Origin of the sequence: Salmonella sp. NW38 (genome assembly GCF_051807745.1) — a bacterium.
In the GTDB taxonomy this organism is placed as follows: domain Bacteria; phylum Pseudomonadota; class Gammaproteobacteria; order Enterobacterales; family Enterobacteriaceae; genus Salmonella; species Salmonella enterica.
Window position 1 is genome coordinate 80,291 of sequence record NZ_JAMMTO010000007.1, and the last position, 24,649, is coordinate 104,939.

The 24,649-nt window shown below is 51.9% G+C and carries 26 protein-coding genes and 1 tRNA gene; 17 read left to right on the plus strand and 10 right to left on the minus strand.

The features are described from left to right. Positions 1 to 7 precede the first annotated feature (7 nt). Positions 8 to 166 carry a YqaE/Pmp3 family membrane protein gene (locus NA624_RS13620; protein WP_000508175.1) on the minus strand — a complete coding sequence of 53 codons (159 nt, stop codon included), beginning with the start codon at positions 164 to 166 and terminating at the stop codon, positions 8 to 10. A 182-nt stretch (positions 167 to 348) separates the two neighbouring features. Between NA624_RS13620 and NA624_RS13625 the strand changes: the two genes are divergently transcribed. From NA624_RS13625 to NA624_RS13635, 3 genes are all read left to right on the plus strand, one after another. Further along, positions 349 to 648, plus strand: coding sequence for an ArsR/SmtB family transcription factor (locus NA624_RS13625; RefSeq protein WP_000137432.1), 300 nt, complete (start codon positions 349 to 351; stop codon positions 646 to 648). Between the two features lie 9 nt (positions 649 to 657). Beyond that, a complete protein-coding gene (locus tag NA624_RS13630) occupies positions 658 to 1,185 on the plus strand; it encodes a rhodanese family protein (RefSeq protein ID WP_000022015.1) in 528 nt (175 codons plus the stop codon). A gap of 78 nt (positions 1,186 to 1,263) precedes the next feature. Beyond that, positions 1,264 to 1,443 (plus strand): hypothetical protein, encoded by a 180-nt coding sequence (locus NA624_RS13635; protein ID WP_000494935.1) that lies wholly within the window; start codon positions 1,264 to 1,266, stop codon positions 1,441 to 1,443. An 89-nt stretch (positions 1,444 to 1,532) separates the two neighbouring features. On the opposite strand, the gene stpA is transcribed toward NA624_RS13635, so the two are convergent. Beyond that, positions 1,533 to 1,934, minus strand: coding sequence for a DNA-binding protein StpA (stpA, locus tag NA624_RS13640; protein ID WP_001051100.1), 402 nt, complete (start codon positions 1,932 to 1,934; stop codon positions 1,533 to 1,535). Positions 1,935 to 2,833: 899 nt separating this feature from the next. Between stpA and alaE the strand changes: the two genes are divergently transcribed. Further along, complete coding sequence (alaE, locus tag NA624_RS13645; RefSeq protein WP_000492669.1) at positions 2,834 to 3,283, plus strand: L-alanine exporter AlaE; 450 nt, start codon at positions 2,834 to 2,836, stop codon at positions 3,281 to 3,283. A 34-nt stretch (positions 3,284 to 3,317) separates the two neighbouring features. Here alaE and NA624_RS13650 read toward each other — a convergent pair whose 3' ends face one another. After that, positions 3,318 to 3,668, minus strand: a complete 351-nt coding sequence (locus tag NA624_RS13650; RefSeq protein ID WP_000281304.1) for a DUF2002 family protein — start codon at positions 3,666 to 3,668, stop codon at positions 3,318 to 3,320. Positions 3,669 to 3,829: 161 nt separating this feature from the next. On the opposite strand from NA624_RS13650, the gene NA624_RS13655 reads away from it, so the two are divergent. Then, positions 3,830 to 4,156, plus strand: a complete 327-nt coding sequence (locus NA624_RS13655) for a DUF883 domain-containing protein (RefSeq protein ID WP_001549924.1) — start codon at positions 3,830 to 3,832, stop codon at positions 4,154 to 4,156. Positions 4,157 to 4,239: 83 nt separating this feature from the next. Here NA624_RS13655 and NA624_RS13660 read toward each other — a convergent pair whose 3' ends face one another. Beyond that, entirely contained in the window at positions 4,240 to 5,574 is a 1,335-nt protein-coding gene (locus NA624_RS13660) for a PLP-dependent aminotransferase family protein (protein ID WP_001138473.1), read from the minus strand. Between the two features lie 88 nt (positions 5,575 to 5,662). Here NA624_RS13660 and NA624_RS13665 point away from each other — a divergent pair, with 88 nt between their 5' ends. The 12 genes from NA624_RS13665 to emrB all read left to right on the plus strand — a co-directional run bounded on the left by NA624_RS13665 (position 5,663) and on the right by emrB (position 19,014). Further along, positions 5,663 to 6,094 (plus strand): carboxymuconolactone decarboxylase family protein, encoded by a 432-nt coding sequence (locus tag NA624_RS13665; protein WP_000209808.1) that lies wholly within the window; start codon positions 5,663 to 5,665, stop codon positions 6,092 to 6,094. A gap of 271 nt (positions 6,095 to 6,365) precedes the next feature. Continuing rightward, the gene (gene nrdH, locus NA624_RS13670) at positions 6,366 to 6,611 is read left to right on the plus strand and encodes a glutaredoxin-like protein NrdH (protein ID WP_000028870.1); all 246 of its coding nucleotides are present in this window, start codon (positions 6,366 to 6,368) and stop codon (positions 6,609 to 6,611) included. Continuing rightward, the gene (gene nrdI / locus NA624_RS13675) at positions 6,608 to 7,018 is read left to right on the plus strand and encodes a class Ib ribonucleoside-diphosphate reductase assembly flavoprotein NrdI (RefSeq protein ID WP_001275402.1); all 411 of its coding nucleotides are present in this window, start codon (positions 6,608 to 6,610) and stop codon (positions 7,016 to 7,018) included. The genes nrdH and nrdI overlap by 4 nt, the downstream gene beginning before the upstream one ends. Further along, positions 7,018 to 9,135: a class 1b ribonucleoside-diphosphate reductase subunit alpha gene (nrdE, locus tag NA624_RS13680; RefSeq protein WP_001543279.1), complete on the plus strand. Its 2,118-nt coding sequence runs from the start codon at positions 7,018 to 7,020 to the stop codon at positions 9,133 to 9,135. Before nrdI ends, nrdE begins: the two co-directional genes overlap by 1 nt. A 10-nt stretch (positions 9,136 to 9,145) precedes the next feature. Beyond that, positions 9,146 to 10,105, plus strand: coding sequence for a class 1b ribonucleoside-diphosphate reductase subunit beta (nrdF, locus tag NA624_RS13685; RefSeq protein ID WP_000777911.1), 960 nt, complete (start codon positions 9,146 to 9,148; stop codon positions 10,103 to 10,105). 354 nt (positions 10,106 to 10,459) lie between these two features. After that, positions 10,460 to 11,662, plus strand: coding sequence for a glycine betaine/L-proline ABC transporter ATP-binding protein ProV (gene proV / locus NA624_RS13690; RefSeq protein WP_000985529.1), 1,203 nt, complete (start codon positions 10,460 to 10,462; stop codon positions 11,660 to 11,662). After that, positions 11,655 to 12,719, plus strand: a complete 1,065-nt coding sequence (gene proW, locus NA624_RS13695; protein WP_439040271.1) for a glycine betaine/L-proline ABC transporter permease ProW — start codon at positions 11,655 to 11,657, stop codon at positions 12,717 to 12,719. Before proV ends, proW begins: the two co-directional genes overlap by 8 nt. 69 nt (positions 12,720 to 12,788) lie before the next feature. Then, the gene (gene proX / locus NA624_RS13700; protein WP_001216613.1) at positions 12,789 to 13,784 is read left to right on the plus strand and encodes a glycine betaine/L-proline ABC transporter substrate-binding protein ProX; all 996 of its coding nucleotides are present in this window, start codon (positions 12,789 to 12,791) and stop codon (positions 13,782 to 13,784) included. 164 nt (positions 13,785 to 13,948) lie between these two features. After that, the gene (locus tag NA624_RS13705) at positions 13,949 to 15,133 is read left to right on the plus strand and encodes an MFS transporter (protein ID WP_000165772.1); all 1,185 of its coding nucleotides are present in this window, start codon (positions 13,949 to 13,951) and stop codon (positions 15,131 to 15,133) included. A 496-nt stretch (positions 15,134 to 15,629) separates the two neighbouring features. After that, positions 15,630 to 16,160, plus strand: coding sequence for a transcriptional repressor MprA (mprA, locus tag NA624_RS13710; RefSeq protein ID WP_439040272.1), 531 nt, complete (start codon positions 15,630 to 15,632; stop codon positions 16,158 to 16,160). 126 nt (positions 16,161 to 16,286) lie between these two features. Further along, a complete protein-coding gene (gene emrA, locus NA624_RS13715) occupies positions 16,287 to 17,459 on the plus strand; it encodes a multidrug efflux MFS transporter periplasmic adaptor subunit EmrA (protein ID WP_001275606.1) in 1,173 nt (390 codons plus the stop codon). 16 nt (positions 17,460 to 17,475) lie between these two features. Continuing rightward, positions 17,476 to 19,014 carry a multidrug efflux MFS transporter permease subunit EmrB gene (gene emrB, locus NA624_RS13720; RefSeq protein WP_001187298.1) on the plus strand — a complete coding sequence of 513 codons (1,539 nt, stop codon included), beginning with the start codon at positions 17,476 to 17,478 and terminating at the stop codon, positions 19,012 to 19,014. A gap of 48 nt (positions 19,015 to 19,062) precedes the next feature. Here emrB and NA624_RS13725 read toward each other — a convergent pair whose 3' ends face one another. The 6 genes from NA624_RS13725 to NA624_RS13750 form a co-directional block, all read right to left on the minus strand. Further along, positions 19,063 to 20,433 carry a carbohydrate porin gene (locus NA624_RS13725; RefSeq protein ID WP_000645133.1) on the minus strand — a complete coding sequence of 457 codons (1,371 nt, stop codon included), beginning with the start codon at positions 20,431 to 20,433 and terminating at the stop codon, positions 19,063 to 19,065. A 345-nt stretch (positions 20,434 to 20,778) separates the two neighbouring features. Continuing rightward, on the minus strand, positions 20,779 to 21,294 hold the full coding sequence (gene luxS, locus NA624_RS13730) for an S-ribosylhomocysteine lyase (protein WP_001130194.1): 516 nt from the start codon (positions 21,292 to 21,294) through the stop codon (positions 20,779 to 20,781). Positions 21,295 to 21,443: 149 nt separating this feature from the next. Next, on the minus strand, positions 21,444 to 23,000 hold the full coding sequence (gshA, locus tag NA624_RS13735) for a glutamate--cysteine ligase (RefSeq protein WP_000611821.1): 1,557 nt from the start codon (positions 22,998 to 23,000) through the stop codon (positions 21,444 to 21,446). 76 nt (positions 23,001 to 23,076) lie between these two features. Next, positions 23,077 to 23,502, minus strand: a complete 426-nt coding sequence (locus tag NA624_RS13740; protein ID WP_001279499.1) for a YqaA family protein — start codon at positions 23,500 to 23,502, stop codon at positions 23,077 to 23,079. Continuing rightward, positions 23,499 to 24,065, minus strand: a complete 567-nt coding sequence (yqaB, locus tag NA624_RS13745; RefSeq protein ID WP_000271296.1) for a fructose-1-phosphate/6-phosphogluconate phosphatase — start codon at positions 24,063 to 24,065, stop codon at positions 23,499 to 23,501. The genes NA624_RS13740 and yqaB overlap by 4 nt, the downstream gene beginning before the upstream one ends. A 235-nt stretch (positions 24,066 to 24,300) precedes the next feature. After that, positions 24,301 to 24,377: transfer RNA gene (locus NA624_RS13750), tRNA-Arg, on the minus strand. Between the last annotated feature and the right edge of the window lie 272 nt (positions 24,378 to 24,649).

A 24,649-nucleotide genomic window follows, 5' to 3' on the forward strand; every position in this document is an offset into this window, starting at 1 on the left:
CCGGTAATTAATGACGCATCTGAACCCAAAATGCGTGGATAAGCCCCGGAATATATCCGAGTAATGTCAGCAGGATATTAAGGATAAATGCCCAACCGAACCCTTTTCCTAAAAGTACGCCGAGCGGAGGCAAAATAATCGTAAATACAATTCTCCAGAAACCCATATACACTCCATACAAGCAAAATTAGTCATTGTTTAAAAAGAGATTTTATCTCTAAGCATAGTCAGTTTACCTGAGCCTGCCAGTCGCGCGCCGCGCTTTTACCCTCCTTTACGCTCTTTACGCTGGCATTAGGTTGATGTTTATTTTAGAATTAACTAAATTTAGAAAATACTTAAATAACTATGACAGAGCTTGAACAACTTCAGGCCAGCGCAGAACAGGCGGCGGCCCTGCTCAAAGCGATGAGCCACCCAAAAAGATTACTGATTTTATGTATGCTTTGCGGTTCGCCAAAAACCAGCGCAGGCGAACTGGCGCGCATTACCGGGCTAAGCCCCTCCGCGACGTCGCAACATCTGGCGCGGATGCGGGAAGAAGGGCTGATTGATAGTCAACGCGATGCCCAGCGCATTCACTATTTCATTAAAAATGAGGCGGTTAATACGATTATCGCCACGTTAAAGAATCTCTATTGTCCATAAGGAGGCACGATGTCCATTGGGATAGTTTCCCCCCGTGAGGCGCAAGCGCTGATAGCGCAAGGCGCGAAACTGATTGATGTGCGCGACGCCGATGTATATCTGCGCGAGCATATTCCACATGCGCAACTGGCGCCGCTCTCCCGGCTTGAACAGGGCGATTTGCCCGCCAACCTGCGAGCGGAACAGATTATTTTTCACTGTCAGTCCGGTAAACGAACCAGCAGCAATGCAGCAAAACTACAGGCCATTGCCGCCCCTGCTCAGGTCAGTCTACTGGAAGGCGGTATCGACGGATGGAAAGCGGCAGGATTGCCCGTCACAGAAGACAAATCGCAACCGTTGCCACTGATGCGTCAGGTGCAAATCGCCGCCGGCGGGTTGACGTTGCTTGGGGTGATTCTGGGCTATACGGTCCACGGCGGCTTTTTCCTCATTAGCGGTTTTGTCGGGGCCGGGTTAATGCTGGCAGGCATGACCGGCTTCTGCGGAATGGCGCGACTACTGGAAAAAATGCCCTGGAATACCCGTACTCATTAAGCGGTACCTTCACCACGCGTCGGTAAGTGTGTAGTAGACTGAAGGCGGGTTTATAGCATTGTTCAACAGGAGGGCGTGATGTTCACACCAGGCGATTTTGTACAGCCCCGAATGGGGGGGCCGAAACTGAAAGTGATTGAAGTCAACGAGGATCATATTGTCGCGGTACAGGCCAGCAATGAGCAGGGCGAAAAATTGATCCTCAAAGCGGAAGATGTCACCCCCTATTGCGAAGAGGGCGATTTTGGCGTGTGCTGATTTATCAGAATGAGCATGGCGCAACGTTCCCTGAGTCCCGGTTAATAGAGACAGGAAACGAAGCGCCATCCGTTAAAGGTTATCCGTGATTAGATTAAGAAATCATCCAGAGATTTCCCCGCCGCCAGCGCCTGGGCAATCGGTTTAGGCGTACGACCTTGTCCGGTCCAGGTTTTTTCTTCGCCATTGAAATCAGTAAAACGATATTTTGCCGGACGCGGCTGGCGCTTTTTAGCAGAACGCGGCATTGCTGAATCCATGGCAAATAACTCTTCCGGGTTAATACCGTCTGCTTTCATCAGCTCCAGAAAGGCATTAATTTTCTCCTGCTTCTCGGCAAGCTGGCGTTGCTGCAATTCTTCTTCTTCGCGTCTTTCTTTAGTGACAACCCTGAATTTTTCGAGCATTTCTTCAAGAACGTCAATGGAGAATTCGCGAGCCATAGCGCGCAGCGTGCGGATATTATTTAAGTTCTGTAACATCAAATTCATATCAATAAAAACCTTTTAACGCAGAAAACAAAAAACTATTACAGGCGGTATTGTATGCGATTATTGATTATATTTCCAGATCCTAAAGTTCATACAGATATACTCAGTATAACTCCATTAATTATATTAATCTGTTAACCAGAAGGTTATATTCATTACCCCCTGTGTATTTCAGGTTATTCTGCCTACGGTATATCTGTAGGTTTCCCGTTCAGCTGTTTATACCCTTCATACTTCAAGTTGCTTATGTGTTGGCTACGGATTACCCGGCCCATCCATGGGCCTCGCCCTGACGGGCCGTCGCACGCGACGTTCAAATCTGCTCCCGGCAGATTTGCCGCTCACCCCAGTCACATCGTTATCTATGCTCCTGGTGACTCACTCTCTTGCCGCCTTTAAGCAATTCGAAATCCATAGAATATATAGCGTATTGCGTATCTCAGTAGCCACGGTGACCCTCACGGTGGCTGACCTTATACAGAAGTGAATATTTCATCATAATAAGAGATTAACCATTCAAAAATTATCATCAGAGCTTTATGCTAAAAATCACCCTGCAATAGCTATGATTATGCTGAGAAAAGTAGAACGCGTGCCGTTAGCCGAGAATAGATCGCATCTGACAACATTTGGAATGTGGCTGAAAATCGCCAGAAAAACAATGCATTATAATACATTGATTTAAAAGTAATTAATGACTAACAACAACGAAAATCTCGCCGCGAGCAAAAAACACACAATCGTAGAGTATTTTATCGACAAAAAGCCTATAAATAAAAATATTACACTAGTTGATAGTTATTATATAGGGATATACTCTATGCAAAGACAAAAGTGCTTTATGATTTCACTACCAACCATCACTTCATTCTGATCGATACGCTACAAGGAGCATTAACATGTTCTCTCCACAGTCACGCTTGCGTCATGCCGTAGCAGACACGTTTGCGATGGTTGTTTACTGTTCTGTTGTGAACATGTTGATCGAGATATTCCTCTCCGGAATGAGCTTTGAGCAGTCGCTTTCTTCCAGGCTGGTGGCGATACCTGTCAACATTTTGATTGCATGGCCATACGGCGTTTACCGCGATCTGATTATGCGCGTCGCGCGTAAGGCAAGCCCGGCGGGATGGGCCAAAAACCTGGCGGATGTATTGGCTTATGTCACCTTTCAGTCACCCGTTTATATTATCATCTTGCTGACCGTCGGCGCCGGCTGGCATCAGATAGTGGCCGCCGTGAGTTCAAACATTGTTGTTTCAATGTTAATGGGCGCGGTTTATGGCTACTTCCTGGATTATTGTCGTCGCCTGTTTAAAGTGAGCAGCTATCATCAGGCTAAGGCATAAGTTAACGTCGCGACTGGCATTGCCAGTCGCGCTTTTAGTCGCTTTTTTCGTCGCCAAAAAGCCCGTTCAGATAACGTTCTAACGCTATTCGGGAGCTAAAGCCGTGGGGAATACCGTAATGTTCGTGGGTCTCGCCGCCTAAATAGAGCGGAAAATTTTGGTAGTGATCGCAGGTTTTAATATCCGAAGCCGGGTCAGCCAGTGATGAGCTACGGTCTTTTAATCTGGGGTGAATGATCAGCGCGGTACGCCCCATACGCGCCTCGCGGTTAACATAAACATAATTCTCGCCGCGTCGATAACCATACGTCTTATTCGTCACCACATCGACGGTAAACCCTGCCTTTTCCAGTACCCGCGCCACCTCGTCAGGTCGTAAATACATATTTTATCCTCATTCTCTTTTACTGCGGGCTTACCTTACCCGATAGCGCGTTATCAACGCTTTCAGAAAAGTCCAGAAACGCATGATATCGCCGTAACAAGCCTCAGCAGGTAAAAATATGAACTACACTGAAAGCTACATCGAAATCAATGGAGGATCATATGCTTAAAAAACCGAACCGAAACGACGTCGATGATGGTGTTCAGGATATTCAGAATGATGTCAATCGATTAGCCGACAGTCTGGAAGATGTCCTTAAATCCTGGGGAAGCGATGCGAAAGACGAAGCCGAGGCTGCGCGACGTAAAGCACAGGCGTTGCTGAAAGAGACCCGGGCGCGGATGCAGGGTCGTACTCGCGTAAAACAAGCCGCCTGTGATGCGATGGGGTGCGCGGATACGTTTGTGCGTGAAAAACCCTGGTGTAGCGTAGGAACCGCCGCAGCGGTAGGGATTTTTATCGGGGCGCTGCTCAGCCTGCGTCGCTAACGACGTGCGCTGCCGGATGGCGACATACTTTATTGGGCCTGCATCATTGCCGCAGGCCCAGGTCGCGCCATTCGGCGAAACGGTTACTGTATCGCCTGTCGAAGCTGCCATGCGACCTGTTTCGCCATGCCAGCGGAAGTAATATTGGTAAACGACAGTAAAATGCCCCCCTTTCCTGACGAAACCACTCGCCAACGGCTTAGCGCCTGTACCGCCAGTCCGGCCTGATTCGCTTTCGCTACCTGCGCTTTATCATCGCCTTCAACCTCAATAACCAATTGAATACCGCCTTTCTGTAATGTCACGACAAATCCCTGTTCTGCCAGCGCCTCTTCAATCCATAACCGTCGCTGAGCATAATGTTGACGCATCTTTTTCAGATGCCGCCAGAAATGGCCATCACGGATAAAATCAGCCAGCGTGTGCTGCCATAACAACGGTACGCTACAGGGCATCAGCGACGCCTGCTGGCGGAAATGCTCAATCTGCTTTATCGGCACCACCAGCCAGGCGGTACGTAATGCCGGAAAGAGCGACTTACTGAACGTTCCGGCGTAAATCACTCGCTGCGGGGCATCCAGACTCTTGAGCGGCGGAAGTGGTTTACCGTGATAACGAAATTCGCTGTCGTAATCATCTTCAATAATCCAGGCCTGCACATTCGCCGCCCATGCCAGAAGTTGCCGTCGGCGAGTTAACGACAGCGCTACCCCCAAAGGACTTTGATGGGCGGGCGTCACCAATGCAAAGCGCCCCTGCGGGCAATCCCGCATCCCCGCCGCGACACTCAGCCCATCGGCATCGACCGGAATCGGCGCCAGCGTAATCCCCTCCTGCGTTATCACCGGGCGAATTAACGGAAAACCGGGATCTTCCACCCACATGCTGTCTCCCGGCACAGACAATGTACGCAGGATTAGCCGCATAGAATCCGCATATCCGGAGGTAATAAATACCTGTTCCGGCAGACATTCAATGCTACGTGAAACCCGCAGGTAATCGACTATCGCCTGGCGCAAAATCGCCTCGCCGCAGACGTCGCCTAATGCCAGATCGAAGCGCGTCTGCGTGCGCAACCGACGCCCCATCACTCGCGCCCACTTCTCGCGTGGAAAGAGATCCAGCGCCGGTAACCCCATCTGAAAGGGTTTCGGTTCCGGACTTTCTCCGGCAAAAACAGCGGGTATCGGCGGCGCCGTCTCAAACCGTAGAGCGTTGCTCACAAACGTGCCTGCCTGGCCACGTCGCTCCAGCCAGCCCTGCGCCACCAGCTCGCCATAGGCATTTTCCACCGTGGCGCGAGAAACGCCCAGTTCCTGCGCCCACGTCCGACTGGACGGCAAACGCGTTCCGGGCGCGAGTTCTCCTTGCTCAATGGCCGTTTTTAACTGACGAGCGATGTGCTGATAGCGCGGCATATGGTCTGCTTTTTCTGTAAAAATATGGCTCTCTTTTACAGACCATTATAGTGCTACAGTGCTCGTCATCAACACGAGGAGAAACATGATGACGACGTTACGCCAACCCTATTATGAACTGAGCCCGGAGGTTTACAGCGCTCTGGTGCAGGCGAAAAACGCGCTGGAAAAGAGCACGCTTGACCTCACTCTGATGGAGCTGATTTACCTGCGTGTTTCGCAAATAAATGGTTGTGCATTTTGCCTGGAGATGCACAGTAAAGCGCTGCGTAAGGCTGGCGTAAATCAAGCTAAATTAGATGCGCTGGCAGGATGGCGGGTAAGCCACCATTTCAGCGAGCAAGAGTGCGCGGCGTTAGCCTGGGCGGAATCGGTGACGCACATTGCTGAAACCCACGCCGAAGATAATGTTTACCTGCCGCTGCTCGATCATTTCAGCGCGCGTCAAATCAGCGATCTGACCTTCGCCATCGGTTTAATGAACTGCTTTAACCGTCTGGCGATCGGTATGCGAATGTGACGCATTGTTGCCGGATGGCGCTGATGTCAGCCAACTCTGTTATGCGTGAACCTGCAGGCCGGATCTGGCATTCACGCAGCCATCCGGCAAAAATTAGCCATGCCGCCCCTACCCCACTGCGTTCATCAGCGGCGTTAAAACCAATCGAAAATTCCCATATCTTGTATGGTTGAATCTTAATTCAACTACATCTAGTATTTCCTGTATCAACACCCGACAATCCGACGCGTTTCATCGCGCCGTTTTCTCATTTTAAATGGAAATACGAATCATGAGCATTACTATTTACACTCGCAATAACTGTGTTCAGTGCCACGCCACAAAGCGGGCGATGGAAAGCCGTGGATTTGAATTTGAGATGGTGAACGTCGATCTGGTGCCGGATGCAGCGGATACGCTCCGGGCGCAAGGATTTCGTCAATTACCGGTGGTGATGGCGGGCGATTTGAGCTGGTCTGGCTTCCGCCCGGACATGATTAACCGTCTGCACCCGACACCCCACGCGGCAAACGCATGAGCGCGCTCGTCTACTTCTCCAGCAGCTCTGAAAATACGCACCGTTTTATGCAGCGTCTGGGGCTGCCTGCCACGCGTATTCCGCTCAATGAACGGGAGCGAATTCAGGTAGACGAACCGTACATTCTGGTTGTGCCGTCATACGGCGGCGGCGGGATGGCCGGTGCGGTGCCGCGACAGGTGATCCGCTTTTTAAATGATGAACACAACCGGGCGCGCATTCGCGGCGTTATCGCCTCCGGTAATCGCAATTTCGGCGATGCCTGGGGATGCGCTGGCGATGTGATAGCACAAAAATGCGGCGTTCCCTGGCTGTACCGCTTTGAGCTCATGGGCACACAACGCGACATCGATAACGTCCGAAAAGGAGTAAATGAATTTTGGCAACAACTATCCCGGAGCGCGTAATGCAGGAAACCATGGATTACCACGCCCTGAACGCGATGCTGAATCTTTATGATAAAGCAGGCCATATTCAGTTCGACAAGGACCAGCAGGCGATCGACGCCTTCTTTGCCGCCCACGTCCGCCCGCATTCCGTGACGTTTGCCAGCCAGCATGAACGTCTGGAGACGCTGGTTCGGGAAGGGTATTACGATGACGCTGTCCTCGCGCGTTACGACCGCGCCTTCGTCCTCCGCCTGTTCGAGCACGCCCACGCCAGCGGCTTTCGCTTCCAGACGTTTCTTGGCGCCTGGAAGTTCTATACCAGTTACACGCTGAAAACCTTCGACGGCAAACGTTATCTGGAACACTTTGAAGATCGGGTGACTATGGTGGCGTTGACGCTGGCGCAGGGTGACGAAACGCTGGCCACCCAACTGACCGATGAAATGCTTTCTGGTCGCTTTCAGCCCGCTACCCCGACTTTTTTAAATTGCGGTAAACAGCAGCGTGGGGAACTGGTCTCCTGCTTCCTGCTCCGTATCGAAGACAATATGGAGTCGATCGGGCGAGCGGTGAATTCGGCGCTGCAACTCTCCAAACGCGGCGGCGGCGTCGCGTTTTTACTCTCCAATCTGCGCGAGGCGGGCGCGCCGATCAAACGCATTGAGAATCAGTCTTCCGGCGTGATCCCGGTGATGAAAATGCTGGAAGACGCGTTTTCGTATGCCAACCAGCTTGGCGCGCGCCAGGGGGCCGGCGCGGTTTATCTCCATGCGCACCACCCGGATATTCTGCGTTTTCTGGATACCAAACGGGAAAATGCTGACGAAAAAATCCGGATCAAAACGCTCTCTCTCGGCGTGGTGATCCCGGATATCACCTTCCGGCTGGCGAAAGAAAACGCGCAAATGGCGCTCTTTTCGCCCTATGACGTACAACGACGCTACGGCAAACCGTTTGGCGATATCGCCATTAGCGAACGGTACGATGAATTAATTGCCGATCCACACGTGCGTAAAACCTATATTAACGCCCGTGACTTTTTTCAAACACTGGCGGAGATTCAGTTCGAATCCGGGTATCCCTACATCATGTTTGAAGATACGGTAAACCGCGCGAATCCCATTGCTGGTCGCATTAATATGAGCAATCTGTGCTCGGAAATTTTACAGGTCAATAGCGCCTCCCGTTACGACGATAACCTTGACTATACCCACATCGGGCATGACATCTCCTGCAATCTCGGCTCGCTGAATATCGCTCACGTCATGGATTCACCGGACATTGGTCGTACCGTAGAAACCGCTATTCGCGGCCTGACGGCGGTGTCGGACATGAGCCATATACGCAGCGTGCCCTCAATAGCCGCCGGTAATGCCGCCTCTCATGCCATCGGTCTGGGCCAGATGAATCTGCATGGCTATCTGGCAAGAGAAGGCATTGCCTACGGTTCGCCGGAGGCGTTGGATTTCACCAATTTCTATTTTTACACCATTACCTGGCATGCCGTGCATACTTCAATGCGGCTGGCCCGCGAACGCGGCAAAACCTTCGCCGGATTTGCGCAGTCGCGCTATGCCAGCGGCGACTATTTTACGCAGTATTTACAGGACGACTGGCAACCGAAAACGGCGAAAGTCAGGGCGCTATTTGCCCGCAGCGGCATTACGCTGCCCACACGAGAAATGTGGCTAAAGCTGCGCGACGATGTGATGCGCTATGGCATCTATAACCAAAATTTGCAGGCGGTGCCGCCGACCGGTTCGATTTCTTACATTAATCATGCGACTTCCAGCATTCATCCGATTGTGGCCAAAATTGAGATTCGCAAAGAGGGCAAAACCGGGCGTGTGTATTACCCCGCGCCGTTTATGACCAATGAAAATCTGGACATGTATCAGGATGCTTACGATATCGGTCCGGAAAAAATTATTGATACCTATGCCGAGGCCACGCGCCACGTCGATCAAGGGCTGTCGCTCACCCTGTTTTTCCCCGATACCGCCACGACCCGCGATATCAACAAAGCGCAGATCTATGCCTGGCGAAAAGGTATTAAGTCACTGTATTACATCCGGCTTCGCCAGTTGGCGCTGGAAGGTACTGAAATTGAAGGCTGCGTATCCTGCGCGCTATAAGGAAAGCCATATGAAATTATCTCGTATTAGCGCCATCAACTGGAACAAGATCCAGGACAACAAAGATCTGGAGGTGTGGAACCGGCTGACCAGTAACTTCTGGCTGCCGGAAAAAGTGCCGTTATCGAATGATATTCCGGCCTGGCAGACGCTAAGCGCCGCCGAACAGCAGCTCACCATTCGCGTGTTTACGGGTCTTACGCTGCTCGACACTATCCAGAACATCGCAGGCGCGCCGTCGTTAATGGCAGATGCCATCACGCCGCATGAAGAGGCAGTACTGTCGAACATCAGCTTTATGGAAGCGGTACACGCCCGCTCTTACAGTTCTATTTTTTCCACGCTGTGCCAGACGAAAGAGGTTGATGCCGCCTACGCCTGGAGCGAAGAAAACCCGCCGCTTCAGCGTAAGGCGCAGATTATTTTGGCTCATTACGTCAGCGATGAACCGCTAAAGAAAAAGATTGCCAGCGTCTTTTTAGAGTCTTTTCTGTTCTATTCCGGCTTCTGGCTGCCGATGTATTTCTCCAGCCGCGGTAAGCTCACGAACACTGCCGACCTGATTCGTTTAATCATTCGCGATGAAGCGGTTCACGGTTATTATATTGGCTATAAGTATCAGATAGCGCTACAAAAACTATCGGCAATCGAGCGTGAAGAGTTAAAGCTTTTCGCGCTGGATTTGTTGATGGAACTGTACGACAACGAAATCCGCTACACAGAAGCGTTATATGCGGAAACCGGCTGGGTTAACGACGTCAAAGCCTTCTTGTGCTACAACGCCAATAAAGCCTTAATGAACCTGGGTTATGAGGCGTTATTTCCGCCGGAGATGGCAGACGTGAATCCCGCAATCCTTGCCGCGCTCTCGCCGAATGCCGACGAAAACCATGATTTCTTTTCCGGCTCAGGTTCATCTTATGTGATGGGGAAAACAGTCGAAACCGAAGACGAAGACTGGAATTTTTAACCTTACGGGCATGGGAAATAACGTTACATTTCCCATGCCTTTATTTCAGGCAATACCGGGTTAAATCGCGCAAATATTACAACATGTCCTACACTCAATACGAGTGACATTATTCACCTGGATTCCTCCAATTCAGGTGGATTTTTGCTGGTTGTCTCAAAAAATATCTCTCCCTCCCCATTCGCGTTCAGCCCTTATATCATGGGAAATCACAGCCGATAGCACCTCGCAATATTCATGCCAGAAGCAAATTCAGGGTTGTCTCAGATTCTGAGTATGTTAGGGTAGAAAAAGGTAACTATTTCTATCAGGTAACATATCGACATAAGTAAATAACAGGAATCATTCTATTGCATGGCAATTAAATTAGAAGTGAAGAATCTGTATAAAATATTTGGAGAGCATCCGCAGCGTGCCTTCAAATATATTGAAAAGGGACTATCGAAAGAGCAAATACTGGAAAAAACGGGGCTATCGCTTGGCGTTAAAGACGCCAGTCTGGCCATTGAAGAAGGCGAGATATTTGTCATCATGGGATTATCCGGCTCGGGTAAATCCACAATGGTACGCCTTCTCAATCGCCTGATTGAACCCACCCGCGGACAGGTACTGATTGACGGCGTTGATATTGCCAAAATATCAGACGCTGAGCTTCGCGAGGTGCGCAGGAAAAAGATTGCGATGGTCTTCCAGTCATTTGCGCTCATGCCGCATATGACCGTGCTGGATAATACGGCATTCGGTATGGAATTAGCGGGCATCGCGGCGCAAGAGCGTCGCGAAAAAGCGCTGGACGCCTTGCGTCAGGTAGGGCTTGAGAATTACGCTCACGCCTATCCGGATGAACTTTCCGGTGGGATGCGTCAGCGTGTTGGGCTTGCCCGCGCGCTGGCAATCAACCCTGATATCTTATTAATGGATGAAGCATTTTCCGCCCTCGATCCATTAATTCGTACCGAAATGCAGGATGAGCTGGTGAAATTACAGGCGAAACATCAGCGCACCATTGTCTTTATTTCCCACGATCTTGATGAGGCTATGCGTATTGGCGACAGGATTGCCATTATGCAAAATGGCGAGGTCGTACAGGTTGGTACGCCGGATGAGATCCTGAATAATCCGGCAAATGATTATGTCCGCACGTTCTTCCGTGGCGTGGATATTAGTCAGGTCTTTAGCGCCAAAGATATTGCCCGTCGCAGTCCGGTCGGCTTAATTCGTAAAACGCCAGGTTTCGGTCCCCGTTCGGCACTGAAATTATTACAGGATGAAGACCGTGAATATGGTTACGTCATTGAGCGTGGCAATAAATTCGTGGGCGTCGTGTCCATCGACTCATTAAAAGCGGCATTAAGCCAGGCGCAAGGGATTGAAGCGGCGCTTATCGACGACCCTTTAGTCGTTGATGCGCAAACCCCACTCAGCGAGTTGCTCTCTCACGTCGGCCAGGCACCCTGCGCAGTGCCGGTTGTCGATGAAGAACACCAGTATGTTGGCATTATTTCAAAACGTATGTTGCTACAGGCTTTAGATCGCGAGGGGGGTAACAATGGCTGATCAAACGAATCCGTGGGATACCGCACAGGTGGCCGATACTACGACGCAAACGGCTGATGCCTGGGGAACACCGGCAGGCGTAGCCACGGACGGCGGCAGTACCGACTGGTTGAACAGCGCGCCCGCGCCAGCCCCTGAACACTTTTCTCTTCTGGACCCATTCCATAAGACGCTGATCCCGCTGGATAGCTGGGTCACAGAGGGAATCGACTGGGTCGTCACCCATTTCCGTCCCCTTTTTCAGGGGATTCGTGTGCCGGTGGATTACATCCTTAACAGCTTTCAGCAACTGCTGCTGGGAATGCCCGCCCCTGTGGCGATTATTCTCTTTGCGCTGATTGCCTGGCAGGTTTCCGGCGTGGGCATGGGGATCGCGGCGCTGATATCGCTGATCGCCATCGGCGCGATCGGTGCCTGGTCGCAGGCGATGATTACCCTGGCGCTGGTGCTGACCGCCCTGTTGTTCTGCGTCGTGATCGGATTACCGATGGGAATCTGGCTGGCGCGCAGCCCGCGCGCAGCCAAAATAGTTCGTCCGCTGCTGGATGCGATGCAGACCACGCCCGCGTTTGTCTATCTGGTGCCGATTGTCATGTTATTCGGCATCGGTAACGTGCCGGGCGTGGTGGTGACGATTATTTTTGCTCAACCGCCGATTATACGCCTGACGATCCTGGGCATTAACCAGGTGCCTGCCGACTTAATTGAAGCGTCGCGCTCGTTCGGCGCCAGCCCGCGCCAAATGTTGTTCAAAGTGCAACTACCGCTGGCGATGCCCACCATTATGGCAGGCGTTAATCAGACGCTGATGCTGGCTCTCTCAATGGTCGTCATCGCCTCGATGATTGCGGTCGGCGGGCTTGGCCAGATGGTATTACGCGGCATTGGTCGTCTTGATATGGGGCTGGCAACCGTGGGCGGCGTCGGCATTGTGATTCTCGCCATCATTCTGGACCGTCTGACGCAGGCCGTCGGGCGCGACTCGCGTAGCCGCGGTAACCGTCGCTGGTATACCACCGGTCCTGTTGGGCTAATCACCCGCCCTTTCGTTAAGTAACTCTCCTGACGCCCGGTGACATTGCGCTTACCGGGCTTACAACTCCCTACCATAATTAAAGGAACAACGATGCGACATACTGTGATATTTGCCTCAGCGTTTGCCACCCTTGTCACCGCCAGCGCTTTCGCTGCCGACCTGCCTGGCAAAGGCATTACCGTCCAACCAATCCAAAGCACGATTTCTGAAGAGTCCTTCCAGACGTTACTGGTCAGCCGGGCGCTGGAAAAGTTGGGTTATACCGTAAATAAGCCGAGTGAAGTCGATTACAACGTAGGCTATACCTCCATCGCCTCTGGCGATGCGACGTTTACCGCCGTGAACTGGCAGCCGCTGCATGATGATATGTATGCCGCAGCAGGCGGAGACAAAAAGTTTTACCGCGAGGGCGTCTTTGTCTCCGGCGCTGCGCAGGGCTATCTGATCGATAAAAAAACCGCCGAGCAGTACAACATCACCAATATCGCTCAGCTAAAAGATCCGAAAATCGCCAAAATCTTCGACACCAATGGCGACGGAAAAGCGGACATGATGGGCTGCTCGCCGGGCTGGGGCTGCGAAGCCGTGATCAATCACCAGAATAAAGCGTTTGATCTGCAAAAAACCGTTGAGGTCAGCCACGGTAACTATGCGGCGATGATGGCTGATACCATTACCCGTTTTAAAGAAGGCAAGCCGGTGCTGTATTACACCTGGACCCCGTACTGGGTGAGCGACGTAATGAAGCCGGGTAAAGATGTCGTCTGGCTACAGGTGCCGTTCTCCTCCCTGCCGGGCGAACAGAAAAATATTGATACTAAACTGCCGAACGGCGCGAACTATGGGTTCCCGGTTAATACCATGCATATTGTCGCCAATAAGGCATGGGCGGAGAAAAACCCGGCGGCGGCGAAACTGTTCGCCATCATGAAGCTGCCGCTGGCGGATATCAACGCGCAGAACGCCATGATGCATGCCGGTAAATCGTCTGAAGCCGATGTTCAGGGCCATGTGGACGGCTGGATCAACGCCCACCAGCAGCAGTTTGACGGCTGGGTGAAAGAAGCGCTGGCCGCGCAGAAATAAGATCGTTTTTTATGCCGGATAAGGCGCAGTTCATGCGCTGCTATCCGGCCAACGCAATCTCTCCTCAAAGCGCACGATTCATCACGTCACCGTTCCCCTTTATTCATCAACATCCGCTATGATTGTTTTCCCAGGAAATAATTATCTGAATCACGATTACCATCATGACGAAACCCACTCATGGGCTTAGCCCGGCGCTGATCGTTTTAATGTCTGTGGCCACGGGTCTGGCGGTCGCCAGCAACTACTACGCCCAGCCGCTGCTTGATACCATCGCGCATCACTTTTCGCTTTCCGCCAGCTCCGCAGGGTTTATCGTTACCGCCGCGCAGTTGGGCTATGCCGCTGGCCTGTTGTTTCTGGTGCCGCTTGGCGACATGTTTGAACGCCGAACGCTGATTGTCTCCATGACGTTGCTGGCGGCTGGCGGAATGCTAATCACCGCCAGCAGTCAGTCGCTTAGCATGATGATACTCGGAACGGCCTTAACCGGACTGTTCTCCGTGGTGGCGCAGATTCTGGTTCCGCTGGCCGCCACGCTTGCGACGCCCGCCACCCGCGGTAAAGTGGTCGGCACCATTATGAGCGGCCTGTTGCTGGGGATCCTGCTGGCGCGAACGGTCGCCGGACTGCTGGCAAACCTCGGCGGTTGGCGCACCGTATTTTGGGTAGCGTCGGCGCTGATGGCGCTGATGGCCGTCGCGTTATGGCGCGGACTGCCAAAGCTCAAATCCGACACCCATCTTAACTACCCGCAACTGTTGGGTTCTGTATTCAGCCTGTTTATTCACGATAAGCTGCTGCGTACCCGCGCAATGCTGGGCTGCCTGACCTTTGCTAATTTCAGCATCCTCTGGACGTCAATGGCCTTTTTGCTCGCCGCGCCGCCGTTTAGCTATTCCGAGGGGATGATTGGCCTGTTTGGCCTGGCGGGGGCCGCCGGCGCTTTAGGCGCGCGTCCGGCTGGCGGATTTGCCGATAAAGGTAAATCTCACCTCACCACCACGTTCGGCTTACTGCTGCTGTTACTCTCCTGGCTGGCTATCTGGCTTGGGCACACCTCGGTACTGGCGCTGATTATTGGCATTCTGGTACTGGACCTCACCGTTCAGGGGGTACATATCACCAATCAGACGGTCATCTATCGTTTGCATCCGGATGCGCGTAACCGGCTCACCGCCGGCTATATGACCAGCTACTTTATCGGTGGCGCTGCAGGGTCGCTGATTTCCGCCTCCGCCTGGCAACATGCCGGCTGGGCCGGCGTTTGTCTGGCGGGTGTCACGGTAGCCTTACTTAATTTACTGGTCTGGTGGCGAGGTTTTCACCGACAGGAAGCCGTAAATTAAGCGGATAGTGAGCGTTTACCTTTGTTTAAGCTCCTTAGGGTGTTAAGGAGCTCCCCAGTCTGTTAAGGTTATGCTATTCATTTATCATGGTTATTTTTATACCGGTGAAGAATAATATAATTCTATGGAAAGCCCTGCATCCCCATCTGCTCCCAGGCCAATAGCGCCCGTTCAAGGATTCGAAGGTCGTTCACCGATAGCTATCCGTGATATTCCGGTGGCTTTTGCATCGGGTTGTAAGGCCGTTTACCCGGCTTTCGCCCCTCCCGCTTATCGTTCTCTCCTGATTTTTTCATGCAGGCACTCACGCTTTTCTCGTCATTCCTGGATTTGCCGCAGGCGGCGCTTTACCGGGCCCAATGTTCCCGCTGGCGTCTCAGTCTGCGTATCATTGGTTGCTTTATAGCCTGAAAGAATGATTTTGTATTAATAATACATTTACTTTATTTGTCACTGTCGTTACTATATCGGCTGAAATTAATGAGGTCATGCCCAAATGGATAGTTCGTTTACGCCCATTGAACAAATGCTAAAATTTCGCGCCAGCCGTCACGAAGACTTTCCTTACCAGGAAATTCTTTTGACTCGTCTTTGTATGCACATGCAAGGCAAGCTCCTGGAAAACCGCAATAAAATGCTGAAGGCTCAAGGGATTAACGAGACGTTGTTTATGGCGTTGATTACGCTGGAGTCTCAGGAAAACCACAGTATTCAGCCGTCTGAATTAAGCTGCGCGCTGGGTTCATCTCGCACCAATGCGACACGCATTGCAGATGAGCTGGAAAAACGCGGCTGGATTGAGCGTCGTGAGAGCGATAACGACCGCCGTTGCCTGCATCTGCAATTAACGGAGAAAGGCCAGGCATTTTTGCAAGAAGTGCTTCCACCTCAGCATCATTGTCTGCATCAACTCTGGTCATCACTTAGCACTGCCGAAAAAGATCAACTTGAGCACATCACTCGTAAACTCCTGACGTGTCTTGATCAAATGGAGCAGGAAGGCACTGTTCTTGAGGCGCTGCGCTAAAGCGCCGACCCGCTCAAAAATCCAGATTAATAACAGGAAAGCGGACAGGCCGGCACGCGTTACTGCTGGCCTTTCTGACAACAGGTCGGCTCAGCCGATGTGAATAATAAGATCGTGGAGAACAACATGAGCGCAAATGCGGAGATCCAAACCCCGCAGCAACCGGCTAAGAAGAAAGGCAAACGCAAAACAGCGCTGCTACTTCTTACCTTGCTCTTTGTTATTATTGCCGTGGCATATGGAATTTATTGGTTTTTAGTATTGCGTCATATTGAAGAGACAGATGATGCTTACGTGGCAGGGAACCAGGTTCAAATCATGGCGCAGGTGTCAGGCAGCGTGACGAAAGTCTGGGCTGATAACACCGACTTTGTAAAAGAGGGCGATGTTCTGGTCACGCTCGATCAGACTGACGCCAAACAAGCGTTTGAAAGAGCCAAAACGGCGCTGGCCTCCAGCGTGCGCCAGACGCACCAATTGATGATTAACAGCAAGCAGTTGCAGGCGAATATCGACGTGCAAAAAACCGCCCTGGCGCAAGCGCAAAGCGACCTTAACCGTCGTGTGCCGCTGGGGAATGCCAATCTTATTGGCCGTGAAGAGCTGCAACACGCCCGCGATGCCGTCGCCAGCGCGCAGGCACAGCTGGATGTCGCCATTCAACAGTACAATGCCAACCAGGCAATGATACTCAACAGTAATCTGGAAGATCAGCCCGCGGTTCAACAAGCGGCGACCGAAGTGCGTAACGCCTGGCTGGCACTGGAGCGTACTCGCATCGTCAGCCCAATGACTGGTTATGTCTCTCGCCGCGCCGTCCAGCCTGGCGCGCAGATCAGCCCCACCACGCCGCTGATGGCCGTCGTGCCTGCAACCGATCTGTGGGTGGACGCTAACTTTAAAGAGACCCAATTAGCGAACATGCGCATTGGGCAGCCAGTGACGGTGATTACTGATATTTATGGCGACGACGTAAAATACACCGGTAAAGTCGTCGGTCTGGATATGGGAACAGGCAGCGCCTTCTCCCTGCTGCCCGCGCAAAATGCGACGGGTAACTGGATTAAAGTGGTTCAACGTCTGCCGGTACGCGTCGAACTGGACGCCCGCCAGTTAGAACAACATCCACTGCGTATTGGTTTATCGACGCTGGTCACCGTGGATACCGCTAATCGCGACGGTCAGGTACTGGCCAGCCAGGTACGAACGACGCCGGTTGCCGAAAGTAACGCACGCGAAATTAATCTCGCGCCGGTCAATAAACTGATCGACGACATAGTGCAGGCTAACGCGGGTTAATCCTGAGGTGCGTGTGATGCAACAGCAAAAACCGCTGGAGGGCGCGCAGCTCGTCATCATGACGATCGCGCTGTCGCTGGCGACATTCATGCAGGTGCTGGACTCCACCATTGCCAACGTGGCGATTCCGACCATCGCCGGGAACCTGGGTTCTTCCCTAAGCCAGGGGACATGGGTTATCACCTCTTTCGGGGTGGCGAACGCTATCTCGATTCCCTTAACCGGCTGGCTGGCGAAACGTTTTGGCGAAGTCAAACTGTTCATGTGGTCGACGGTCGCCTTTGCCGCGGCCTCCTGGGCCTGTGGCGTATCCAGCAGCCTGAATATGCTGATCTTCTTCCGCGTGGTGCAGGGCGTGGTCGCCGGGCCGCTGATTCCGCTCTCGCAAAGCCTGTTGCTGAATAACTATCCGCCTGCAAAGCGCTCCATTGCGCTGGCGCTCTGGTCAATGACCGTCATTGTCGCGCCGATTTGCGGCCCGATTCTGGGGGGCTACATCAGTGATAATTACCACTGGGGATGGATTTTCTTCATCAACGTGCCGATTGGCATCGCCGTCGTCCTGATGACGTTACACACGCTGCGCGGACGTGAAACGCATACCGAACGGCGACGTATTGACGCCGTCGGGCTGGCGTTACTGGTGATTGGCATCGGCAGCCTGCAAATTATGCTCGATCGCGGTAAAGAGCTGGACTGGTTCTCCTCGCAGGAAATTATCATCCTGACCGTGGTCGCCGTCATCGCCATCAGTTTCCTGATCGTCTGGGAACTGACCGACGATCACCCTATCGTCGATCTTTCTCTTTTTAAATCGCGTAACTTCACGATTGGCTGCTTGTGCATCAGCCTTGCCTATATGCTCTATTTCGGCGCCATTGTTCTACTGCCGCAGCTTTTGCAAGAGGTGTACGGCTATACCGCAACGTGGGCAGGTCTGGCGTCGGCGCCAGTCGGCATTATTCCGGTAATTTTGTCGCCGATTATCGGACGCTTCGCGCATAAACTGGATATGCGCAGGCTGGTCACGTTCAGCTTCATTATGTACGCCGTCTGTTTTTACTGGCGCGCCTGGACGTTCGAACCGGGTATGGATTTCGGCGCTTCCGCATGGCCGCAGTTTATTCAGGGATTTGCCGTCGCCTGCTTCTTCATGCCGCTGACCACCATTACGCTCTCCGGGTTACCGCCCGAACGGCTGGCGGCGGCATCAAGCCTGTCGAACTTCACGCGAACGCTGGCGGGCTCCATCGGCACCTCGATTACCACCACTATGTGGACCGATCGTGAGTCGCTACACCATGCTCAGCTCACGGAGTCGGTTACAGCGTATAATCCAAACGCTCAGGCTATGTACGATAAACTGGAAGGCTTAGGGATGACGCACCAACAGGCGTCAGGCTGGATAGCCCAGCAAATCACGAATCAGGGGCTGATTATTTCCGCCAACGAAATCTTCTGGATGTCGGCGGGGATCTTCCTGGTGCTGCTCGGCCTGGTGTGGTTCGCCAAACCGCCCTTCGGTGCGGGCGGCGGCGGTGGCGGCGCGCACTAACTATCTGATAAAAGGGATCTGCGGATCCCTTTTTTAGTAGACCAACAATCAGAAGAAATATTTGAATCTCAGACGCCCGCCGTAACGCGCATCTTCACTGTTATCGCCATTATTCGGATTGGCCTCTACCCATGAAGCATAGGCACCGAGGTAGATGTTAAAGTTTTTCATATCCATCACGTTGGGGAATAAATATGAGGCATGAATAGTGTGAATGTCATAATTGCCGGGATCGGTGATCCAGCAATCGTCCTCACAAACGGCATCGATATTGGTAGCATTAAAGGCTTCGATTTTGTTATGCGCATAGATATAACCCAGTTCAAATCGATGCCACAGCGCATTCACCCCAGCGGTAAAATCTGTCTCATCGGTCGCATCCATATAGGCGGTATTCAGGTTAATCACTGCGCCATCTTCCGGGTCAGTTTTTTGACCATTCCAGGTCATGGTAAAACCATAGCCCGTACGATCTGACTGATCGATCCACTTCCCATTCTCATAATAGCCATAGGCGTTGTTAACGACGTTACTTTCCATCGCTATCGCCGTTGAAAAACGCCCGTTTTGCCAGGCGATAACCGGACGGACGTAAGCCACGTTTTTATCGTTGCTTAAATCCATTCCATGGTACTGCTTCTCGGTATATAACGTACTGCCATTTTCCAGCAATGTGTTAACTTCGAAATACCAGTTGTCGATGGTTTTACTCAGCAGGAAGTTACCTCCACTGTCGCTACGTCCCCGTCCTTCTTTCATCATATAGATATAGCCGTAACCGTCACTGTAAAGATCGTTCGCTGTATTCCCCGAATATTCAATAAACGTATCCTGATTCAGCGGGAACATATCGTAGGCTTCAAAACGACCAACCTTAATTTTCCAGTCATTCTCACGACCAAAGAAGAAAACGGCATCATCAAGGTTCATTTTTCCGGTCAGGTCCGCCAGAGGCTGTACAGAGAATCCGGCAAAATTACCGTTGTCCAGCCGCTGGTAGCCATCAAAGCCCAGCAACAGGCGTCCGTTAATATCCCAGCGTTCATTGGTTCCTGATGCCCAATCTTTATTCGCTGACGTTCTCATCGAGGTCAGGCTACCGGAACGGCTTGCCGCATCCATATTAAATTCGACATCGCCATAGAACTTAATATCGCTGAATCCGGATAAGGTCAGCTTCGGCGGCGTTTTATCTGCTGCAATGGGCTCGGCGGACTGGACATTCACCGTCGGCGTAGCGGCGACCTGCTGCTGTTTCAGCGAGCGAATTTGCGCCTCGGCATCGGATGCCCGTTTTTCAGCATTAACAACACGTTGCTCCAGTTCAGCCAGACGCTGCTCAATAGTGATATTATTCGCTGCCCAAAGGTTATGAGAAAAGCAAGCACCGATCATCAGCGCCAAATATTTAGCCTTCATTTTTTATCCCTTAAGTTTGATGTATACCAGATAAGATTTGCTAAAAACCCCATCGACCGGCTATTAGTAGAGTCTTGTTATTACCTGGATATCTGGCGCATTCCATTATGTTTTTCTATTAATTATTTATGATTTTTAGTTTATGTGATCAATACACTCTGGCATCGTGAGTTATCCGCCTTTTCTGTTTGCCAGATCACATTTTATTATTTAACAGGCCAGGCATTACTTAATTTAAAACGTATTCTCGCCGCAAATATAATAAACGCAAATTATATTAAGCAATAAAAAACCCCGGCCATAAACCGGGGTTAATTTAAATACTGGAACCGCTTACCAATAAGACTAAATATGCAGTTCCTGCAGTTTTTCTTTCGGTAGCGCCAGCTCTTTATTGCTGTTCACGCGTACATCACGCTCCAGAATATGACGGGCAATGTCCTGCGCTTCACTGAGCGAGTGCATCTGATACGTACCGCACTGGTAAACGTTCAGCTCCGGGATCTGGTTTTGATCCTGCACTTTCAGCACATCCGCCATCGCCGCTTTCCACGCGTCGGCAACACGCTGCTCGTCCGGCGTGCCAATCAGGCTCATGTAGAAACCGGTACGGCAGCCCATCGGCGAGATATCGATAATCTCAACGCCGTTACCGTTGAGGTGGTCGCGCATAAAGCCAGCAAACAGATGCTCAAGCGTATGAATCCCTTTTTCCGGCATCACTTCTTTGTTCGGAATGCAAAAACGCAGATCAAACACGGTGATTGCGTCGCCATGCGGGGTGTTCATCGTTTTTGCAACCCGGACCGCCGGCGCTTGCATCCGGGTATGATCGACTGCGAAGCTATCTAATAATGGCATTTAGTCACCTCCGATAATTTTTTAAAAATAAACTGAACTCTTTGTTCCGGGGCGAGTCTGAGTATATGAAAGACGCGCATTTGTTATCATCATCCCTGTTTTCAGCGATGAAATTTTGGCCACTCCGTGAGTGGCCTTTTTCTTTTGGGTCAGGCGTGTTTCGCAAGCCACGCGGCAAACGGCTCGGTATCCGCCGCCTCAATCTCCTGCTGACGACGTACTGAAGCGTCACGTTCAGCAATAAACTCTTCTTCCTGTAAAATCTCCAGCGGCTCTTCGCGTAACAGATTACGGTAAGCCTCACCGAACGCTTTCCCGGTGCCGCCAATGCCTTCATCAATCATAGACCGTAGGATCCGGGCGGAGAATGTCAGTTCAGGATTATCAAAGCAGGCGACCAACTCATCACACACCTTTTGATACTCCTCTCCCCCGTGGATACTGTCCAGCGTTTGCGCCACGCGTTTCAGATCGCGGAAGAGATCTTTCCCTACTTTGGGCAGCGGGAACTGCGCAGTTTCACAGCCAATGCCTAACGTCAGGCCCGGCTTACGCCCTTCCAGAATAACGCGATTCCAGTTTGTACGCGTACATAACAGCTCATCGCTACTCATTTCCGGCGCATCGGCCAATACGCACCAGACCATAAACAGATCGAGGAAGCGCACCTGTTGCTCGTCTACGCCGATCGGTGAGAACGGGTTAATATCGAGAGAACGAACTTCAATATACTCAATACCACCACGCAGAAGCGCGTCAGAAGGCGATTCGCCGCTGCGCGTCACGCGCTTGGGACGAATGGGCGCGTACAGCTCATTTTCAATTTGCAGAACGTTGCTGTTAATCTGTAGCCGCTTACCGTCTTTTTCCACACCAATCCGCGCGTACTCCTCGGAAGGGGTTTTAATCGCGCGCTTCAGACCTGCCACATACTCATGCAAATCGTTAAACGTAATTCCGAGATTGCTTTGCGACTTATTGGTATAACCCAAATCGCTCAGACGTAGCGACGTCGCGTACGGCAGGTAGTACATGCCGCAGTCCGTTTTTTCAAACGGTAATGTGGTTGGCTTTCCTTGCAGGAAAGAGGAACAAATGGCCGGAGACGCGCCAAACAGATAGGGGATGACCCAGCCAAAACGGTAATAGTTGCGAATCAGACGAAAATAGCCGGCAGAAATTTTTTCTTTTGCCGCTTCGCCTTCCGTAACGCCGCATTTCGCCTGCCAGAACGCCATCGGTAATGAAAAATTGTAATGTACGCCGGAGATGGTTTGCATCAAGGCGCCATAACGATTTTTCAGCCCTTCGCGATAGAGCGTCTTAAAGCGCCCGGTATTTGATGTGCCGTACTGCGCCAGCTCTATGTCCTGCCCTTCCGCAATATAGCAGGGCATACTTAATGGCCACATCCGCTCATCGCCCAGTTTCCTGGCCGTATACCGATGGAGATCGCGCATAAAAGTGAGCATATGCTGGATATCGCCATCGACTGGCGTAATAAACTCCAGTAGAGCTTCCGCAAAATCCGTGGTAATCCATTTATGGGTCAGCGCTGAACCTAACGCTTCAGGATGACCTGTTGTCGCCAGCGTGCCATCAGCATTGACACGCAGCGTTTCGCGCTCTAACCCGCGCTGTATCCCCTTTAACGCCTGAGGATGTTTTTCCAGCCAGGCCAGAGCCTGTGATACGTCCGGGATCAAATTGACCTCCCGCCTGTCCAAATCGTTTTAATAAGCATAACTGTAATGGCGGCCATACATGCCAAACCTACAATTATTACCACCACATCATGCCCTGAACCGTCGCCGCTGCGAGCGCAACATAGCGCAGCGCCTTACCAAGACACAAAAAAAAGATCGTCCGCCCCCACGGGATGCGCATCCATCCCGCTAACAGGCACAACAAATCACCGATGACCGGCATCCAGCTTAATAATAGTGTGGCTGCGCCATAACGCTTTAGCCAGCCAGTCGCTTTTTCCTGCCAGCGCGACGTTTTGCGCAGCGGAAAGAAACGCCCAAGAATAACGTTAGTTACCCCTCCAAGGCTATTACCCATTGTTGCTGTTAAGACTAAGACCCAGGGATGGCTGACGCCGGAGACCAGCATAGCAACCAAAACCACCTCAGAATTACCGGGTAACAGCGTCGCGCTGAGAAAACTACTGGCAAACAGAGACAGGAGCGACAGTCCGTCACTCACAATAGTCGGACATCCACGGCATCCATTCCCGCCGCCCGCGCCGCCTGTAAACCAAAATCGGCATCTTCAAATACCACGCACTGCGTCGGCATGACGCCCATCCGCTGGGCGCACAGTAGGAAGGTGTCAGGCGCGGGTTTGTGATGCTGTACGTGATCTGCCGCCACAACCGCATCAAAATAACGACGCAGCCCCAGATGCGCTAACAGGGCTTCCGCGATAGCGCTTTCGCTACCGGTACCGACCGACATGGGACGCCGCCCATGCCACGCTTTGACCACCTCAACCAGCGGCAGCGGTTCTACGCAGTCCAGCAGGATGCTTTTTACCGCGTCGGTTTTCTCACGCGCCAGTGACAGGGGATCAAGATCGGCATGGTTAAGCTCAATGATTGACTGGGCGATAAGCCAGGTTGGCGAACCGTTAAGCGCGACCATTGCCTGTTCATCAAAACGAAGACCATAGCGCCCCAAAACCTCACGCCACGCTTTGCGATGCGTGGGTTCGGTATCCAGGAGAGTACCGTCCATATCAAAAATCAAACCAGCATAACGTGCGTACATCGTGTTCTCGCAAACCGAATAACCAGACAGTACTTTATCGCAATTGGTTGATTTTGTCGCTAATAGAGATGAAGAGGTATATTCAGGATAAGGGGAAAAGCGATTGCAGGGCAGTGACGTATCCGGGAGGATTATTCGCCTTATGGGCCGTTGCTGACGCAACGTTATCCTTCTGATGCCAGCGGTGATTACCGCTATCTTATCTGCATCTTCATCGCTGAAAGTATGAAGAATATGGTGCATCCGGGAGGATTCGAACCTCCGACCGCTCGGTTCGTAGCCGAGTACTCTATCCAGCTGAGCTACGGATGCATTGGGAAACTTGCTTTACTGCTGATATTGATACCGCGGTGAAAGCCGTATCAATTAAGAGATGGTGCATCCGGGAGGATTACTCGCCTTACGGCTCGCCCTTCGGGCCGTTGCTGACGCAACGTTATCCTTCCTGGTGCCAGCGGTGATTACCGCTATCTTATCCGTATCTTCATCACTGAAAGTACGGAGAATATGGTGCATCCGGGAGGATTCGAACCTCCGACCGCTCGGTTCGTAGCCGAGTACTCTATCCAGCTGAGCTACGGATG